The organism is Clostridioides sp. ZZV14-6150, from assembly GCF_020657875.1.
Taxonomy (GTDB): Bacteria; Bacillota; Clostridia; order Peptostreptococcales; family Peptostreptococcaceae; genus Clostridioides.
In genome coordinates this window covers 148,258-168,416 of the sequence record NZ_JAGWDA010000003.1, presented here as the reverse complement: position 1 = coordinate 168,416, position 20,159 = coordinate 148,258, and the positions used below count along the sequence as shown (strand labels likewise).

At 29.5% G+C, this 20,159-nt stretch carries 9 protein-coding genes, 1 pseudogene and 1 riboswitch; all 10 genes and pseudogenes read right to left on the bottom strand.

The genetic code is table 11. The features are described from left to right. Nucleotides 1-199 precede the first annotated feature (199 nt). Nucleotides 200-2,353, bottom strand: coding sequence for an S-layer protein SlpA (slpA, locus tag KGF41_RS05570; protein ID WP_227856440.1), 2,154 nt, complete (start codon nt 2,351-2,353; stop codon nt 200-202). A 211-nt stretch (nt 2,354-2,564) separates the two neighbouring features. Next, complete coding sequence (locus tag KGF41_RS05565; protein WP_227856439.1) at nt 2,565-4,154, bottom strand: cell wall-binding repeat-containing protein; 1,590 nt, start codon at nt 4,152-4,154, stop codon at nt 2,565-2,567. Between the two features lie 218 nt (nt 4,155-4,372). Then, nucleotides 4,373-5,974 carry a cell wall-binding repeat-containing protein gene (locus KGF41_RS05560; protein WP_227856438.1) on the bottom strand — a complete coding sequence of 534 codons (1,602 nt, stop codon included), beginning with the start codon at nt 5,972-5,974 and terminating at the stop codon, nt 4,373-4,375. Nucleotides 5,975-6,331: 357 nt separating this feature from the next. Further along, nucleotides 6,332-8,209 (bottom strand): cell wall-binding repeat-containing protein, encoded by a 1,878-nt coding sequence (locus tag KGF41_RS05555; protein ID WP_227827566.1) that lies wholly within the window; start codon nt 8,207-8,209, stop codon nt 6,332-6,334. A gap of 223 nt (nt 8,210-8,432) precedes the next feature. After that, nucleotides 8,433-14,387, bottom strand: coding sequence for a M60 family metallopeptidase (locus KGF41_RS05550; protein ID WP_227856437.1), 5,955 nt, complete (start codon nt 14,385-14,387; stop codon nt 8,433-8,435). A gap of 122 nt (nt 14,388-14,509) precedes the next feature. After that, nucleotides 14,510-14,595, bottom strand: a riboswitch (cyclic di-GMP riboswitch). A 174-nt stretch (nt 14,596-14,769) separates the two neighbouring features. After that, complete coding sequence (locus KGF41_RS05545; protein WP_227856436.1) at nt 14,770-16,173, bottom strand: cell wall-binding protein Cwp9; 1,404 nt, start codon at nt 16,171-16,173, stop codon at nt 14,770-14,772. A gap of 511 nt (nt 16,174-16,684) precedes the next feature. Continuing rightward, a pseudogene (locus tag KGF41_RS05540) lies at nt 16,685-16,891 on the bottom strand (cell wall-binding repeat-containing protein); the annotation flags it as partial. Between the two features lie 272 nt (nt 16,892-17,163). After that, nucleotides 17,164-17,646 carry a PTS glucose transporter subunit IIA gene (locus KGF41_RS05535; protein WP_227854637.1) on the bottom strand — a complete coding sequence of 161 codons (483 nt, stop codon included), beginning with the start codon at nt 17,644-17,646 and terminating at the stop codon, nt 17,164-17,166. 28 nt (nt 17,647-17,674) lie between these two features. Continuing rightward, a complete protein-coding gene (gene treC / locus KGF41_RS05530) occupies nt 17,675-19,327 on the bottom strand; it encodes an alpha,alpha-phosphotrehalase (RefSeq protein WP_227827570.1) in 1,653 nt (550 codons plus the stop codon). A gap of 32 nt (nt 19,328-19,359) precedes the next feature. Beyond that, nucleotides 19,360-20,142: a sulfite exporter TauE/SafE family protein gene (locus KGF41_RS05525; RefSeq protein ID WP_227827571.1), complete on the bottom strand. Its 783-nt coding sequence runs from the start codon at nt 20,140-20,142 to the stop codon at nt 19,360-19,362. Nucleotides 20,143-20,159 lie beyond the last annotated feature (17 nt).

Below are 20,159 nucleotides of genomic sequence, written 5' to 3'. Positions count from 1 at the left end.
TAGTATAATGATTTTACTTAAATAATCAAACATCTTTTTATTTAAGTATTTCTCACATATATAGTTACTTTAATTAGTACAAACAAAAAAACTCTTAACACTTATTAAAATAAGTGTTAAGAGTTTTTTTGTTTGATAAATATTACAACAATAAAAAAGACTCTTCAATGAAGAGTCTTTTTATTATATAAAATTTTGATTACATATTTAATAAGTCTTTAAGTTTAGTTACAACTGAAGTTGCTATACCTTTACCAACTTGAACTAAATTTTCACCATCATTATCACCAAGTGCTTTACTTATTGCTACACTTTGGTCAGAAGATAATGAATCTGTAGCTAATACTATTGGTGCTGGACTAGTTGCACTACCAGCAGAATCAAATTTAGTTCCAAAGTTTCCTGCTACAGCTGCAGCAGCTAAAGCATCAACTAATTGATCTTCTTTAGTAGAACCATCTTTAGCTAAGAAGAAATTCTTAACTCTACCTTTATCATAGTAATCAGAGTTCTTGATAACTTCAGCATTAGTAGCTTGTCTATCGTCACCACTTACTCTCTCAGGAGATTTTCCAGTAGCATCATCTATGTCTTTTTCAACATCTTTAGATACACTATTTTCTCCACCTATTATATCAACTTGAGCATTTCCTAAGAAATCTGAAGCGTCTGAACTTAAAGTTTTAGCTTTTCCATCAACAACTACTATAGGAGTAGCCTCGCCACCTTCTAATTTAGAAGCAACTGGTGCTATACTCATAGCATCTGCTAAACCTGTTCCACCAACAACAAAAGCTTTATCATTATCTAAACCTATTTCATCAGCAATTTCTAATGAAGTTGCATATCTATCATCACCAGATAATCTAGTAACTTTAAGACCCATATCTTTTAATTCATTTTCAACATCTTTAGATATAGAATTTACACCACCAGCTAAGTAAACCTTTTTACTAGAGTTTACACCAACTGTGTTTTTCAAATTCATAACTCTTTTTATTTCAGACTTAACATTACTATCTAATTTATCTTTTGATGCTAATAATAAAGGTGCTTTCTTTTCTGCTGCTAAAGGAGATGCTACAAGACCATCAACTATAGCATTTGAACCAACTAGAACTACACTATCTACTTCTTCTTTAAATAATGCATTATCATCATCTGAATTGTAGTATTTTTCACTTAGTGCTATTGCAGTTTCTATTCTATCATCACCTGAAACATTTGTAGAATTTGAATATCCATTATTATAAGTTTTTAAATCATCCATATAATCTTCTAAATCTTTTAACTTGTCAGCTTTAATTATTACTTTAGCTGTAGAATCTGGATTTGCTATTGTTGAATCTGTAGCTGATAAAGTATTTAATCTCTTTCCATCTGCAAATATTTCAACTTGATACTTACCATTAACTCTTTCTATATTTCCTGCCTCTACTTTAGTATGTATTGAAGTTAATATAGTTGGATTAAATACATATTTTTTAGCTAAAGATTCAGCAGAATCATATGAACTTGCGTCAAGATCTATTGTTATTTCTTTTGCATTTATAATTCTTACTTTTACGCTCTTAGGTTCAGGAGTAGCAGCATCAGTTTTAATACCAGCAACAGCACCTGTTGCTGGAGTAAGAGCAAATGAGTCAGTAACATCTAAAACTTTTCCTTTTGCTAATACTAACTCTTCTGGTGTAGTTGAACCTGTTATAGCTTTTCCATCTTCCCATCCAGTAGCACCAACAGTTCCATATTTAAAATCAGTTATTGTTTTTGCTGTTAGAGTAAGCTTATAACCATTATTAGCTGTATCTTGTACTACTTGAATATCATATAAATCTGATCCTTTAAGATCCTTACCTGCTGTTAAAGATATTTTATCAGTATTATCAGTAGTGTCTTTCTTTATTAAACCAGAACCAGAAGCTGCATCTTTTATTATTACTTTATTATCTAATAAATTTTTATAAGTAGTTAATTCAGTTTTTGAATAACTCTCAATACCTGAGTTATAACCTATTTCAAAATCAACATACTTTCCATCACCTAAACCATCTAATTTACCATCTACTGCATTATAAAAATCTGTAGCTTCTTTATCTCTAGCTTTTTGATTTTCTTCACTGTTTCCACCTGTAACAGTTAAAGTTTTAACTTCACTTCCATCAAAATATACTGTAACAGCTGTTATAACATTACTTTTTATTCCATCTTGTATTTGTTTTACTGCTTTCTTATAATCCTTTTGTGATACTGTGTACCCTGCATCATTTGTTTCTACAGCAGCAAATACAGGTGCTGCCGAAGCTAACACTGTTAATCCTGACATAGCTATTGCTATATTTTTCTTATTCATTTCTTAAATTCCTCCCAACATTATATTAAAATTACATCTCTTTATTATGTACATAGAATAATCATCCATATATTCCTAATATTTCTCACATCTCTATAATAATCCATTTTAATTCTTTTTGCAAGGCATTTTTTGAAATTATTATTTTTCCCAAGCATATGAGTTTTTATACCCTTAAGTTTCAATATTTAATAACTTAAAAAATTTAATTTTACTTATTTAAAAATTCTTGAGTAGCATACACTTCTCCATTAGACAATATATACAATCCAAACCCGGTATATACAAAATCACTATTTAGCATATTTTCATTATATTTATCCGACTTTTTCCAAACTGTAAATATTACATTTGCTACTTCTCTAGCATCCTTTGTTGTATAAGTACTTTTTGTAACAAGTGGTACAAAAGCTATATTTTCTTCACTTCTCAATCCATATCCAGAGAATGCTTCAACAGAATTTTTACCATCTATTACATGTGAAAACTGTCCTTTATCTGCCATATACTTAGACCATGAATTAGAAAGCCCTTCTAAATTCTTAGATACTTGTAATGGTTCTTTTCCCTTTTCTTCTCTATAAGAATTTACTAGACTATACATTTCACTAGAAACCATTCTTTTAAACTCAGTACTATTCATATCATTAGTCTTATATTCAAGTACATTTACTTCTACATTTATTGATGTAGTCTTTCCACCAATATCAGTTGCCTTTATAGTCACTTTGTATTTACCAACCTTATCAGTATTAATATTTCCTATAAGCTCTGGTGTTAAATCGTTACCATTGCTATCCTTTGCAACTATATTCAATTTGCTTATATCAAACTTATCTCCTTGATATACATTTAAATTACCAATAGTTATTGTTGGTGCATTTGCATCCAATGATGATGCACTTAAACATTGTTCTAGAGTCTTTTCATCTATTCCTCCTAGTGCTGTGATTTTATCAGCACTTCTAAGTACAGACTTATCACTACTTCCATCAACCAATACAATAGGTACATTCTTTGCTATAGAAGAACCAGCAACTGCGTCCACTAATTGGAATCCTTTAGAAAGATAAAACTCTTTTGCTGAACTATAAAAATGTTTTATAACTTTTTTATTGGTCTCAAATCTATCCTCTCCTGCTAATCTAACTGCATTAGTTTTTTTAACTAAATCATTACTTATTATTTCTTCTGATCCAAGAGCATAACATCTTATACCTTCTTTTTCATCAAATGGAACATCCTTTCCATTTGTCAAGATAATCGGAGCACCATCTCTTGATGCTACTGATGATGCACTCATAGCATCTGCCTCACCTGTATACCCATTAGTTATAAACACCTTATCTATAGGCTTTATTGAAGCTATTTCTTTTGCTATAAGATAACTTGTTTCTATTCTATCATTACCACCTATTCTTTTGACTTCTATTCCTTTTTGCTTTAATTTGTTTTCAACTGATTTTCCTATCGAATCTTCAGTCCCTATTATATAAGCTTTCTTTACATCTTTTAACATTTTTTCTGTATCTGATGGTATGTTATTTTTTTGTGATAATAATATAGATGCTTTAACTGCTCCTGCTAATCCACTTGCACTAAGCCCATCTGCTAAAGTATTGTCTGTATTTACTAATACTACATTTTCATAAGTTTGCTTCTGTGCAATTTTGGCAGCTGTCTCATATCTATCTTTCCCTTGTATCTTTTCTATACTTGAAAGTGCATTGATATTTATTGCCCCTGCCATTATTAATGATACTGTCAATCCTATTGATAATATTCTCTTATTTACCTTCATAAAACTCCTCCTACCAATCTTTTAATAATTCAACTCATTATAAATTACATCCTCAGTAGTTATTCCCTTAAAATTTATAAATTCTAAAATAAAAAACATCTAAAATACCATAACCTGTAAAGTAAATAACAAAACAGATTACAAAAAGTACTTTAGATGTGATTTTAAATTTTATGATATCAGTAAATTAATAAAAAAACAAGATTTATGGTAGTTTTTTACAAACTACCTTCATTACCATTTAAAAATTCTTGAGTAGCATGTACCTGACCATCAGATAATATATAAAGTCCAAATCCAGTACTAGAAAAATCATCACTAAGCATATTTGCATTGTATTCAGGAGACTTCTTCCACACTTCAAATACAGTCTTTGCCAAATCTTTTGCATCTTGAGTCGTTTGAACATTCTTAGAATTAATATAAATATATGCTATATTTTCCTCGCTTCTCATTCCAAATTCAGAAAATACTTGTGGAGCATTTTTACCATCTATATAATGTGCAAAAACTTTTTTATCCATCATATACTTAGACCATGCATTTGCCATTCCTTCTAGTCTACTAGATACTACTAAAGAACCTTTCCCTTTTTCTTTTCTATAAGAATTAATTAAGTTATACATTTCACTAGACACCATCTTTTTAAATTCTGGGCTATTATAATCATGAGTCTTATCATCTAGCACTTTTATTTCTACTCTTTTTTCTGTACTTTTTCCCCATTCATCTGTAGCCTTTAGTGTCAATATATATGTACCTACTCTATTTGTATCTATAAATCCATCAATTTCTATTGGTAGAACCTTCCCAGTGTTATCTTTAGCTACTATATTCAACTTACTACTATCAAACTTTTCACCTTTATATATCTCTGTAGCTCCTATTGTGATAGTTGGACGTTGTCCATTTGACTTTGATGCGCTTATACATTGTTCTATTACCTTGTCACTTAACTCACCTATAGAAGTTATGTGTTTAGCTCCTTCTAATACAAGCTTACTACTACCATTATTTACTAATACCATTGGAAACTCTTTAGTTAATGGTGCAGCTGCTATAGCATCTACTAATTGATAGCCATCTGATACATAGAATCCATCTGAATTTTTATAAAAATAGTCTATTACCTTCTCATTAGTTTCAAATCGGTCAGTTCCTTCTATTCTTACTGAGTTTGTATTCTTAACTATAGCATTACTCATTATTTCTTCTGAGCCTATACAATACGATTGTATACTTTTAACATCAAATGGCACACTCTTACCATCTGTAAGTATGATTGGAGCTCCATCTCTAGTAGCTACTGATGATACACTCATAGCATCTGCTTCTCCACTGTAGGCATTAGTTAATAGTACCTTATCCACTTTTTTTATAGTTGCTATCTCTTTAGCTATTAGATAACTTGTTTTTAGTCTATCTTCTCCACCAATTCTCTCAACTTCTATATTTTTAGAATTTAATTCTTTTTCTACTGATTTACTTATAGTATCTTCTGTACCTATTATGTACGCTTTTTTGATATTTTTTAAACATCTACTTGTATCTGCTGGTATCTTGTTTTTTTGTGTAAATAATATTGGTGCTTTTGTTGCACCTGACAATCCACTTGCACTTAATCCATCTGCAAGCGATTTTTCTGTATTCACTAAAATTACTGTTTCATAAGTTTGTCTATCAGCTATCTTTGCTGCTGTTTCATATCTATCTTTACCATATATTTTTTCTACTGTTGATGATGCATTTACATTTTTAAAGCTCACCAATATTAATGCTACTGCTAGACCTAATGATAATATTTTTTTGTTCATTTTCATATCCCCCTGATGATTTTTATATTTTATATTTATAAAAGAACTACTGTTTCTTTATCTTTCCTTTATTTTCTATACATTATAAAGTATATCTTATATAAATATCTTTCGTCTAGATATTAATGTCCTATTTCGTCAAAATTTAGATAAATTATTTTTAAGTATATTTTTAATATCCTAAGATACAATCTATATAAAAACTATTTTATATCATAGGTAGATATTAAGGTTCTACTATGCTTTAAACACATGCTTACTAAAACAACTTAAACAAAAAATAAGAATGTACTTTAGGCATATAAATTTATATGTCTAAATACATTCTTATTCTAGTTCTTATCAAACTTAATATGTTAATATTTATTTTTCAATTAAACTCTTAATTTTATCTACTACAGATGAAGCTATTCCTCCACCCACTTCAAACAACTTAGATGAATTTTTATTTTTCAATGAAACTTCTTGTGATTTATCTAACGTATTTGTAGCAAGTACAACTGGTGAATTATTCTTAGCTGCCAATGGACCAACTGCTAAAGCATCTATAAGCTTATCTTGATTAGCAACCACAACTCCATCTAATTTAGACTGAGAATAGAATTTATCTATTACTTTAGCATTTGTCTCTTGTCTATTTTGACCTGCTATTCTATTTTTTGATACATCTTTATTTGCTATTTTTCCAACCTGTTCAATAGCTTTGTTAGATATTTTTTCTACTCCACCAATAAAGTATACATTTGACACCTTGTTTGATTTAATAAATTGTTCTGCTTCACTATCTACACCATCTTTTTGCGTAAGTACTATTGGAGTTTTTTCCTTACTAGCTAGTGAGGCTATTGACAATGAATCTGCTTCTCCATTTCCTGCCCCTATATACAACTTGCTTACATTATTTGTCTTATCAATTTCTTTTGCTATATTAATAGAAGTTTGATACCTTGTATCTCCACCTATTCTCTGTACTGATATTTTTGAATTTACTCCTTTAATGTCTTCAACAACTGAATTTGGCATTGAGTTATTTCCACCTATTACAATTACTTTTGATGGATTTAATCTTTTTAGTTCCTCTACAGTTTTTTGAGGAAGTTTATCATTTGAAGATAAAAGAATTGGTGAATTTTTTACACTGGCAAGTGGTGTAGCTGTAAGCCCATCTACCATACTTTTATCTTCTCCATTTACTATTACAACTGTATCTGATTTTGTCCAACTATTTTGAGATATTTTAACAGCTGTCTCAAATCTATCAGCACCTTTTAATTTCTTTACTGTAACATTAGATGTAGAGTCACTTGAACTCCCACCTCCAGAGCCTCCTCCAGATGAGCCACCTGAATTACTTCCACCACCATTATTTTCACCACCAGAATTATCTGGTGGTAATTCATCTGGTTTAGCTAACTCATTTTCAACTACATACTCTAAACTTTTAGGAAGTGTAACTTCAACATACTTACTTATTGTAGCCTTTCTTCCTTTACTTGATTTTTGTGATAATCCAAGCTTCAATATTATATTTGAACCACTTTCTTCGGTTTCTTTACTAACAACAGAATAGTTTATTCTAATATTATTTAATAAATATTCAAGTGATTCACTTTTCTCAACCTTATATTTTTCAGGGTCGTTTTTACTAGAGCCAGTTCCTCCTATTGGTTTTATTTCATCCTCATTGATAAGAATGAAGTTTAAACTTTCACTAGAATCTACACTTTCATAATCAACTGTTTTATTGTTATAAGTTACAATTTTTAAAGCTGGCTTAGAACGTTCTCCATTACCCAATATTTTATACTTAGCACTTGAATTACTTCCAGATTTTTTTACAGATATTCTACCTATATTTAATGTATTTCCATCTAACAAATCTTCATTTGATGTAACATATATATCTAATGTTGTTGTATTACTTGCTTTATCATATGTTGAAACACAATTAGCATTTGCATTTCCACTTTTTATCTGAGCGTCTATATTATCAGCCCACTTAATCTTTTGTCCTTGCTCATTATCTGCTACTTCCACTTCACCTTGTACTTTTATACTTGCTTGAAATGAATATACTATATTTTCTACTGAATCCACAGATATATCTATAGTATTTACTTTTTCATATGTTTTTGCCCCTTGTAATACTGGAGCTGCATATGCACATGTAGCACTACCAGTTATAGCTACTGCCATAGTCGACACTGCCAAAGTTCTTATAAGAGATTTTCCTTTACTCATAACACCCTTCCTTATCTACCATTAGCTAGGTGCATACAATCAAATATCCACCCAGACTTATTTATTTGATTTATAGACTATCTTAATTTTATATCTACATCCATGTACTATATTTACTTCATATTTAATATTTAATTTTTTATTCTTTAGAATTTTTAATAGCTATTAACATTGACTATTAAATACCATAAGTATCATTTTATTATATTTAAATTTCTATTAACTATTTGTCTCTAACAATATTACCTTTTACTTTATTATTTATAGATATAATCTTCTTGTTACTTACATCAATAACATTTCTTGTAGCTTTTCTAGCTTTACTATTACTATCAGTAAGACTTATAGTCTTTAACTCATCATAATTTTTAGCTTCCACAGGTACATACATTGTATCACTTACAAATCTTTGACCTACTGGAGTATCTCCTTGAAGTTCATTATATCTATATAATTCAGCCTTGACCTTATCACTTAAAGAATCAAAGCTTTCTTTTGGCATATAGTAAACCCATGTACCTTTACTTATTTCACCTAATTCACCTTTTTCTGGTATCTCTGCAAATAAGAGTGCTTCTCCAGATATAGTTTTATTGTTTTTATCTATAAGTAATGGTAAATTAAATGCTGGATTTCCACTGTATTCTCCTGTAATTACTATTGAACCATCTGGAATCTTAGCTTCTTCATTTTCACTTGTATTAGGGTCATCACTTTGATATACATAATCTTCTACTAGTTTTCCAATTCCATTAGTACGAGTTTGGTCTACACTATTTACTGTTCCAATCTCTATATTGTCACCTGGAGGCCCAATTATATCCAACTCTGCAACTTCTATATTAGACTTATTGTTTGATATTAGTTTTACATATCTAGCTTGGTATGTCCAAAGTTTACCATCTTTATTAAATGTAACTCTAGCTTCATTATCTTGGTCTTTTCCTCCACCAACTAAGTCTTGTCCATATTCAAAAGTTCCTTGGCTAACATCTTCCCAATTCTTTTTATCATTACTTACTTGTATCTTGTAATTAGTTAAAGGGTTGTATGTTGTACTAGTATCTTTTCTAAGGTTGAATAATCCTTTTAATGAGAACTTTCTAGCTTCAGTTTTTGGCTTTGTATATTTTAACCCTACTATAGGCAATGTCTCTTTCATGTCTACTATTATATATGGATTTTCTTCTACATTTATATCTGGGTCTTTTTGTGGGTCTTTGTTCCACTCAGCTTTACTAATTCTCTTTCCTTTATATGTTGTACTTGCATCATTATCCTTTATATTATCAATTTCTGGATTTTGTAATGGTCCATGTGAGTCATTTTCAGTTCTAACATCACCATCAGAAACAGTGTTTGTTATAAATGACCATGCTGACTTGTTTATTTTTCCTTCATCTGATAATTTTACAGTACCAACTTCAAACTCATCTGTTGGATTTAGATGATAATCGTACGCAACTACTTTATATGTAAATGCTCTATTATTAAGAGGAGATATATTATCAGTAAATTTAGCTTGACTATTTCCTTTTGCATCCACAAATCCTACTGTTCTGTATTTTACTTGAGTTCCATTCTCACCATCTAAATAGTTTCCATCACTTCTTATTATCTCATATCCTAATATCTTATCTTTGTCTTTATCAACATCTAGGTCTATAGATATTTTATTAGATTTAACTAGAGAACCACTTTGTACTCCATCAGCAAAGCCAGCACTTACTTTAGTATCTTCTGCCATACTTACTATATTTTCATTTAAAATCTTTCTTCTAGCTTCATCATTTATATATTGTATCTTTCTAGTCTCTTTTTCGTACTTTTTACTATCCATTATACTGTTTAGCTCTGGTGTAATTTCTACTCCCCATGCCTTAAAGTAATCTCTTAAATCTTTTTCAACAACACTTGATGCCATTGCCACTAACATTTGGTCTTTTGGTAAGTTGTTTATTGGGTCACCACTTGAAAGTGCTCTGTATTTTCTTGAAATTTTAGCATAGAATGTGTCATTGCTTAAATCAGCATCTGAGTTATTCTTTAACATTGAACCAGTAAAGTCATTGTCATAAGCTAAATGTAATTGCCACAACATTCCAAGTCTCTCAAATACATTACTCGGTATACCTAAACTGTTTGAAGTTACATGTTCATATATCTTGTCCATTGTTGAACCTTCAAGTCTTGAATGTGTCTTATCATCAAATGTTTGAGCAAGTAAAGCAAGTACATTATTACTAGTTTCGCTATATGTCATCTTACCAATGTCTGTAACATGTCCTATCTCATGACCTATTCCCCATCCAAATAAACTTCCTCCTGTAGCTTTTCCACTAGCATCTATTTGGAAAGGTACTCCATTCATAAGCCCTGGAACTGAACCATACTCTACTCCTACATGTAAACCAGAAGCATACATAAATGCTCCAATAAACATTCTTTGATATTTTATGTTCATACGAGATTTAGGAGCCATATCATTTTTAGTTATGTCAAATTCATTGTCATCTACAGTTCCATTACCATCTAAGTCTTGTGTCTTAAATACTCCTCTTTCAGAATATATTAAATCCATCATCTGTTCCCATGCAAGCATACTATTGTATAATCTATCTACTTGTGTATTTAAATCAGAATTTCCTTTTGATATTCCTTGATATATAGCTGTTGCTGGAACATTTAGTGTAACTTTATCACTTTCAATATCTGTAGTGTTTAATACACCAGTTGTTTCTGAATATCCATATGAATTACCAATATTCGTTCCTGGATAATATGGTTCTCCCTTTATATCATTCTTATATTTAGTTAATTCTTCTATATAGGCTCTTATCTTTTTCTTAGATTCAGAAACTCCTTCAGGACTCTTATCATTTATCATTCCATTTAAGTTAAGATGTGGTATCTTAGTAGCCCCTGCTACACGTACCTTTATATCTCCACCACTTTGAGTATCATAAGGGTATCTTATGTACAAGCTTCCTCCACACTCTACATCTAAACTATGAAGCTTACTTAACTGAATTACATTTTTACCAGTGTTAAGATTTATTTCTCCACTCTTATATGCACCAGACTCTCCATAGTATTGTGTATATATTAGTTTAGGAGTTCTACCACTTTTACTTCCAACATATATCGTGATTTCATCTCCAGCTCTAGCAGCTACACCCAATGCCTGCCAGTCATTTCCCATACCTAGATTATTAGACTTAACAGTATAGTTTCCGCTCTTATCTTTGTATTTTCCTGAAACATTTATATCTTGATTTACAGTTGTTATATCAGTAAGTGTAGCTCTATCATTATATAAGTCTTGTGCTAGCTTTAATTCTCTATCAATAATTGTCTTATATGGATGATATTCTCCACTAGCTTTATCTGGAGTATTAAGTCTATCTTTTAATTCAGTTATTTTTTCTTGAGTTACATCTTCTTTTAATTCAACTTGTAGGTCATCCATAAATAGATTTCTTACATCATCTTCTATACTGTCATATTCATAGAACTTAAGCTCTGATATATTAGACTTATATGAATATGATGAACAAACACTAACTTGTATTTTAGTAGCATTTATTGGTTCCTTTAATCTTACCATTACATATCTATTATTATTTACAGGGTCTGTCTTTGTTTCAAAAGGTACATCTCCCAGGTTATGTAATTGACCATTTTCATCCCAGTATTGTATTTCAAAGTCATTAATTGTCTTATCAGAAACATCAAAACGAGGTGTAGCCATAAAAGTATCCATAGTATAAGCTTTATCGAAAGTTATGATTGGTCCTCTATTCGTTCCTTCAGCTGCATTATATCTTGGGAATGTCCAGTGTGTTGTAAAGTCTCCATCTACTATATTAAATTTATTAAATGGATTTTTATCACTATATTCACTTTTGTCATATCCAGCTGGATAAGTAACATCTACTATATGATTTGTTGGTATTCCAGAACCTGCATCTAACTTAGGAGTATTAATTAGTCTATAGTTAGGTGTTGTTGGAGCATCCACACTTTCAGTTGTTCCTATATATGTTTTAGACATTCCACTAGTGCCTAAATGATTAGTAGCTGTCATTCTAACTTCATATGTTGTATTATCCTTAAGCCCTTCTATTTTTAAACTTGTTCCACGAATAAGTTTGTCATTATATTTTGTCCAAGAACCATTAGAATTTTTTTCTCTATAATATAAATCAAAGTCTTTAGCTTGTTTATGATTTTTCCAACTTACATCAAGAGCCTTAAATCTACCTTTGACATTTATACCTTCTGGTGGTTCTGGCTTTGTATCTGGAACAACTTGAAATTCTATTATACTATCTGGACTAAATTGTATAGGCTTATAGTTTGAGTCTACATTTTCTGGAACTCCATCCAAGTTTTCTGCTGTTGCATCTTTGTATCCACTACTCCAATCTCCATTTAAAGACTGTATGCTAACTCTATATAATCCATATGCTTGTATATCTCTAACATCTATAGTATTTTTACTAGTTTGTAATTTTTTAGTCGATAATACTTTTCCTTTACTGTCAATCGTATCTAATGTAAGTTCGTATGCAGATACGTTTGCTTCGTTATTCCAATAAAAAGATACCTTTTCATTTCCAACAGCAGTACTAGTAGATATTTTATTGATTTTAGGTATATTCATATCTGGTTTTGGTATTTCTTTATATACATTATTTAAAAATTCAACTTTAGATATTTCTGCAAGATTTCTATCATTTGCTGTTGTAGCTGTTATTTTTATTGTTATCTTTTTTACTGCTACTTGTTTACCAAGATTTATTACTATATCGCTATCTTGAACTTCTGCATATGTTTCTACTGCTGACCTACCGTATGTAGATGTTGTAGAACTATCATCTTTGCTGATATTGTCTTCTTGTTTTGATGTATCTTTGTCTGAATCAGACTTATCTGTTGATGAATTTTCTTTATCATTATTTTCTTTATCGTTATTTTCTTTATCAGTTGTATTTGAAGTTGAATCTTCTTTATCATTTTTTTCTTCTTGATTACTGTCTAAGTTATTATTATCAGGCTGCTCTATATTTTCATCTTTATTACTTGTTTCTTCTTGTTCATTGTTTACTTCTTCTTGCTTCTGTTCCTCTTTCAAAGTTTCCACATATTCTTTATTTTCATAAGGAACCTGTTGAACATTACCATCTTTATCTGTAACTTCAACTATTCCTTTTGCTGGAGCATTCCCTTCAGGTGCTTTTATATTTATGACTTCCATATTAAGTGCTTCTGATAAAGCTATATCCATTACTGCTGGTTTTTCTTCTGATATCTTATCACCTGCATTTGCTGGAGATATTTTAACTCCACTATTCTCTCCACTGAATAAATCCTCTACAGTACCCTGAATATTTGTATCACTGTTTTTTTCTAATGTTACTTTACTTGTATCTACTATAGGATTGGTAGATACTATACTCTCTAGGCTTTTTGCATCTTCACTTTGCCCTAAATTTTTCTGAACATAATCTAGGTCAGCAATATCTACCTTTCCATCTCTATTTAAATCATATTCACTTTTATTTGAATTTATATTTTTCAATACATCCTCATAATCACTCTTATCCACTTTTCCATCATTATTTACATCGCCCATCAAGAATAGTTCATAGTTTAAAGGTTGATTTTTATCATCTACACTTGCTCTATTGCTTAATAAAACTCTTTGTGAATAACTTGATATATCAATGTCTTTAATTTCCTTACTATTAAAGCCTCCTCCAGATACTTCTACATTGTATTTTCCAACAGGTAAATTATTAAATACAATATTATAATATGATATATTCTCATCTTTATTTTTTATTTCACTTCTACTTGCAGATAATTTTTTTATAGTATATTCTATGTTATCTGCCCCAATATTTAATATTCCTGAATCTTTTTCTCCAAGCTTTATTATTCCACTATTATTACTATCATCTTTTAATTCCAATTGTATATTGGTTATACTTTCTGATTCATTATTTTTTATTGGAAGTGAAAAATTTAAATCTACTTCAAGATTCCCCTTTAACTTCTCTGTAACTGATTTTTCAACTGCCCTTAACTTCCCCTCTAATATAGGTTCTGCAAAAACGTTTAGTGGTGCACTACACATTGATACTGCTAGCACACAAGATATTGCTTTTTTCATGAAACAACAATCCTCCCTCAATAAATTTCTAATCTCTCATGAATTTAAATACTATAGTTTCAGACAATAAAAAAAGACACTCAAAGAGAATCTTAATTATAAAATAAAAAGACTTTACTCTTTTTAGCAACTGGCTGATATGGCTTTAAAAGCTTTAATCCCTATAGTTTTGCGTCATTAGATTTCCCTAATTTTGCCATTTAATTTTCACTACTTTCTTACCCATTTTATACCATATTTAAACTTTTTGATACAATTTTTTTCTACTAAATTATAAAAAAATAACATTTATATTATTATATTAATATAAATGTTATTTTCCATTATAATTTTATTATTTATATATTATTTTATCACAACTATCATTTTGTATATATTTTTATTATTCTTTATATCTTCCATAAAACTCATGTGTTGCGTATATATTCTTATCTCCTGTTATGGCTATTCCAAATCCCATTATTTCATATCCTTTATGTAGCATATTGGTACCTTCTTCAGGATTTGTCTTCCACTCATTAAAAATAAAATTTCCTATATCATCTGCATCTCTATTTGTGTAAACAGGTTTATCTGGAATTTTATATTTAATTATATTTTCACCCTGAACTGCAACATATCCAGGCTTAATCGCGCTCCAGTCTAAGTACTTTAAAAAAGTAGAATATGAATTTTTCCCATTTATTGTATGAGATAAAGTCTTCTTATTTGCCATTAAATTAGACCAATCATTTGCTAATCCCTCTAATCTACTTGCTACAACTAACTCTTTTACTCCATTTTCTTTTCTGTATTGTTTTGTAAGAGCATATACTTTTCCCTTTATTCTGTCCTTAAATGCTCTATCATTTGGATTATAGTATAATCCTTGTTGATTTGGAGAAGCTTGATTTATACACTGTTTGATTATATTCTGATTTATTCCTCCAAGTACTGTAAGTTTGTCTGCTCCACTTAAAATACTTTTATTGCTACCATTTTCCACTAAGACTACAGGAGCATTTTTTGCTATTGTAGAAGCGACTAATGCATCTGTCAATTGTAGACCCTTGCTTAAGTAAAACTCTTTACTGTTTTTATAAAACTCTTGTATAACTCTCTTATTGGTGTCAAACCTATCTGTTCCACCTAGCCTAACGGAATTTGTACTTTTGACCAATTCATCACTTATTATCTCACTAGAACCAAGTGCATAACTCTTTAATCCTGTTGTATCAAATCCTACACTATTTCCATCTGTAAGTATTATAGGTACTCCATCTCTTGCAGCTACTGGCGATGCACTTATCGCATCTGCTTCTCCTGTAACTCCATTAGCTATAATTACTTTATCAATACGCTTCATTTCTTTAATTTTCTCAGCTATTTTTACGCTCGTATCAAATCTATTCTCACCAAATATTCTTTGTACAGCCTTCTTTTTAGAAAGTAATTGATTTTCAATATTTTTACTTATTGTCGATTCTGAACCTATTATATATACAGTGTTTGCTTTGTTCAGTCTTTCCATAGTAGTACTTGGAATTTGATTTTGTTTTGTCATTAAAATAGGCGCATTTAAAGCTCCAGCTAAACCACTCGCACTAAGACCATCTGCCAAGCTATTATCTGAATTAATTAGTATTGCTGTACTATAGCTTTGTTTATCCGCTATTTTTGCCGCTGTTTCATACCTATCATTACCTTTTATTTGCTCAACTGATGTCAACGCATTTACTATAGGAGTATTTACCATTACTAAAGATAGTGTAAGTCCTATAGCTAATATCTTTCTACTATTCTTCATATTATTATTTACCCCCAATATATTTTTCATATTTTTTTATCAATATTTTTGTCTATTCTCAATAAAAAGTTACAGTTTTGTTACCATATTTTATATATAATACCATAGTTATCCATATAACTCAAACACTATAATTAAAGTTTTTATTCTCCATAAATTCAAAACATTATAACTTATTTTATTTAATTAAGTAATAAATTCAAAATAATATATGTTAATAAGGTGTTTAATCATTATAAACAATATCATTTATAATAATTTTTTTATAATATTAATTTTACAGTATTATAATCAAAAAATAAGAAAATAAGGTACCTCAAATCAATTCTAAATGAGATACCTTATTTTTATTATTTTTATTTCATTATTTGTATATATTTTATATTGTAGACATCATATCTTATCTAAGCATCTTGTATAATTTTATATTATAGACATTATATCTTATCTAAACACCTTGTATAATTTTATATTATCTAAACAAGCTTATAACATCAGATCTTATATATTATTAGTTCTTAGTAAATAAGTTTATTTTTTCTGCTATTTTTTCAATAGCATTTTTAGCTATTCCTTCACCTATTTGTACTAACTTAGTAGCATTTTTAAGTCTTAACTCAACTACTTCTTCTTGTGACTTAGAAAGTTCTTCTGTAGTTAATACTATTGGTGCTTTTGAACTAGCTGCAAGTGGTGCTGCTGTCAAGGCATCAATTAATGACATTTGCAGATGAAGATAGAAAAAAATATCTTTATCAGTAGATAATCCTAGAGAGGGTATAACTTAAGTAGAGATTAAAGATACTATGGATTTAGTCGTATCTAAAAATATAATAAGTATGAAATAGTAAACTAAACTGTATGTAAGTTTGTGTAAATAAAACTTACATACAACTTTAACTTATTATAAAAAATTAGGTACTGATTAATATAAATACCTAATCGTTAATTTAAGTATATGATATAATTTGCTAAAATCATACATTATATTTAAACCTCTACAATAATTGATTCATTTATAATTGCATCACAATTAGTGAAATACTTAATATTTTTATAGCTTTCATAATTAGTAATAGCCATGATAACAACATCTTGTAAACCACGTGATTTAATTAAATCTTTATCAAATGATATTAGCTTATCCCCTTTTTTTACTTTATCTCCTTTTTTAACAAAAAGGTCAAATCCTTCACCATTCAAAGAAACTGTCTCAATGCCAACATGAAGCAAAATATCCATACCGTTTGATAATTTCAATCCAACTGCATGCTTACTATCATCCATAGTCAAACTTATTTCACCATTACATGGTGAAACTATTAATCCATCATTAGGATATATAGCTAATCCATCCCCTAAAACTTTAGATGAGAAAACAGGATCATTTACCCCAACTATAGGTATTACTTTACCAGAAACAAATGCATGTATTGATGTCTTACTCCTATTTTTCTTGAAAATTGATAACATATTATTAAGCTCATCTCCCAACATAATATTAATCTTTTTTATATAGAACCATTGATTCATATGGCCTTAACTTCATAGAACTATTTAAAATACTATTACTATAGTTTGACAAAATATTTTTATATTTGTCTAAGTCTTTAACATCTAATACAACTTCGTTTTCTTCACCATAGAAATTATTTATAACAATCAGTGACTCATTTTCAAAAGTTCTTTCATATGCAAATATAGAATCGCTATCCTCTAACAATGGCTTGAAATCTCCATACGCTACTACATCTAGCTCTTTTCTTAAAGTAATCATTTTTTTATAATAATATAAAATCGAATCTTTATCTTTTAAATTTTTATCAACATTAATATCCCTATAATTATCAATTACTTGAATCCATGGAGTTCCACTACTAAATCCAGAATTAGTAGTATCATCCCACTGCACTGGAGTTCTAGAGTTATCCCTTGACCTTTCTTGTAAAATCTTATATATCTCTGCTTCATTAATATCTTTTGACCTTAATATTTCATAATAATTTAAACTTTCTACATCCACATATTGATTTATATCATTAAAATATGCGTTAGTCATACCTATTTCTTCACCCTGATAAACATATGGTGTTCCTCTTAAAAAGTGAATCATTGTTCCTAGCATCTTCGCTGACTCTTTATAATATTGTTTATCATCACCAAATCTGGATATAATACGTGGTTGATCATGGTTACTCCAGAAAACAGCTTGCCATCCATTATTATTTTGCATACCTAGTTGCCACTCATTTAAAAGATTTTTTAGCATCATAAAGTCACAATCTTGTAGATCCCATTTGTTTTGATTCTTATAATCTACTTTAAGATGATGGAAGTTAAAGCACATAGACAACTCTTTTTCATCTGGATTAGAATACTTGATACAGTTATCAATAGATGTAGATGACATCTCCCCTACAGTTAGCATATTTCTCTTTACCATTCCACTTTCTATACACATTTCTTTTAATAATTCATGTACCCTACGTCCATCAGTGTAGAAACGTCTTCCATCACCTTCATAATCATCCTCATATTTTTCAGGTTTAGATATTAGATTTACAACATCAAATCTAAATCCTTTAATTCCTTTATTCATCCAGAATTTTAATACATTAACCAATTCTTTTCTTACAGATGGGTTTTCCCAATTTAAATCTGCCTGTGTTTTGTCAAATAAGTGTAAATAATACTCATCGAATTTTTCAACATATTCCCATGCTGAACCACCAAACTTAGAAATCCAATTTGTAGGAGCCTTATGATCTACACCCTTTTTAAATATATAAAAATCCTTATAATATGGATCACCTTCAAGTGCTTTTTTAAACCATTGATGCTCTGTAGATGTATGGTTAAACACCATATCAAGCATTATTTTTATTTCTCTTTGGTCTGCTTCTTTTATTAAATTTTCTAGATCTTTCATAGTTCCATATGACGGATCTATATTATAATAATCAGCTACATCATATCCATTATCTTTTTGAGGTGATACAAAAAATGGTGTTATCCATACATAATCTACTCCTAAGTTTTTAAGATAATCCAATTTTTCTGTAATCCCATTTAAATCTCCAATACCATTACCATTAGTATCATTAAATGATTTTGGGTATATCTGATATACTGTACTTTTTTTAAAATCTAACATAACTCCCCCTTCTACTGTGCACATATTTATATTTAATAATTAATTTTTACTCCATTTAATACATTTAAAAATATTACAAAAACAACAATATATTGGTAAACTACCAATACTGTATCATCCTTTAAAGTTTTGCTCAGTTTTGCTCCTAGACTTCCACCTAGTATAGCCGCCGGAATTATAAATACTAACAAACTTAAATCATATCTTGCATATCCGACAGATAAACCTATTGAAGCTAACTTAGATAGTTGCGAAAATAATATTATAATTATAGAATATACTGTTGTTTCTTTTATAGGTATCCCAAAGAAAAGCATAATAATCGCAATATTAATTGGACCACCACCGATTCCAAGTAATGTAGATAATAAACCTAAAAACCCACCAACCAACACATACCATTTAATATCTTTAAGCTCTAAAGATTTCCACGATTTTTTAGTATACAAATATGCAAATCCTAGAGATATTATTGTTAATATTATTTGAATTCCCATAACTGTATTTTCTGAACTACATATCTTTAGCAAAGTTTGAAATAATGTATTTCCAATCCCCCCTCCAATTACTGATGCACTAGAAATCGCTATAGTTAACTTATAATTTATATTAATTCCGTTTTTTATTTGCTTAATTGTAGATACAATAGCCATTGTAAAGACAGCCACACTTGAATAAAATGATATTTCTGATAATGAGTGTACGCCAATAGCATCAAATAATGGTTTTATTATGACACCTCCTCCCATGCCAGATACAGCACCTACAGTATTAGCAAAAATAATAACAAAAAAATAAATTAATCCAATATGCAATATATTTCACTTCCTTC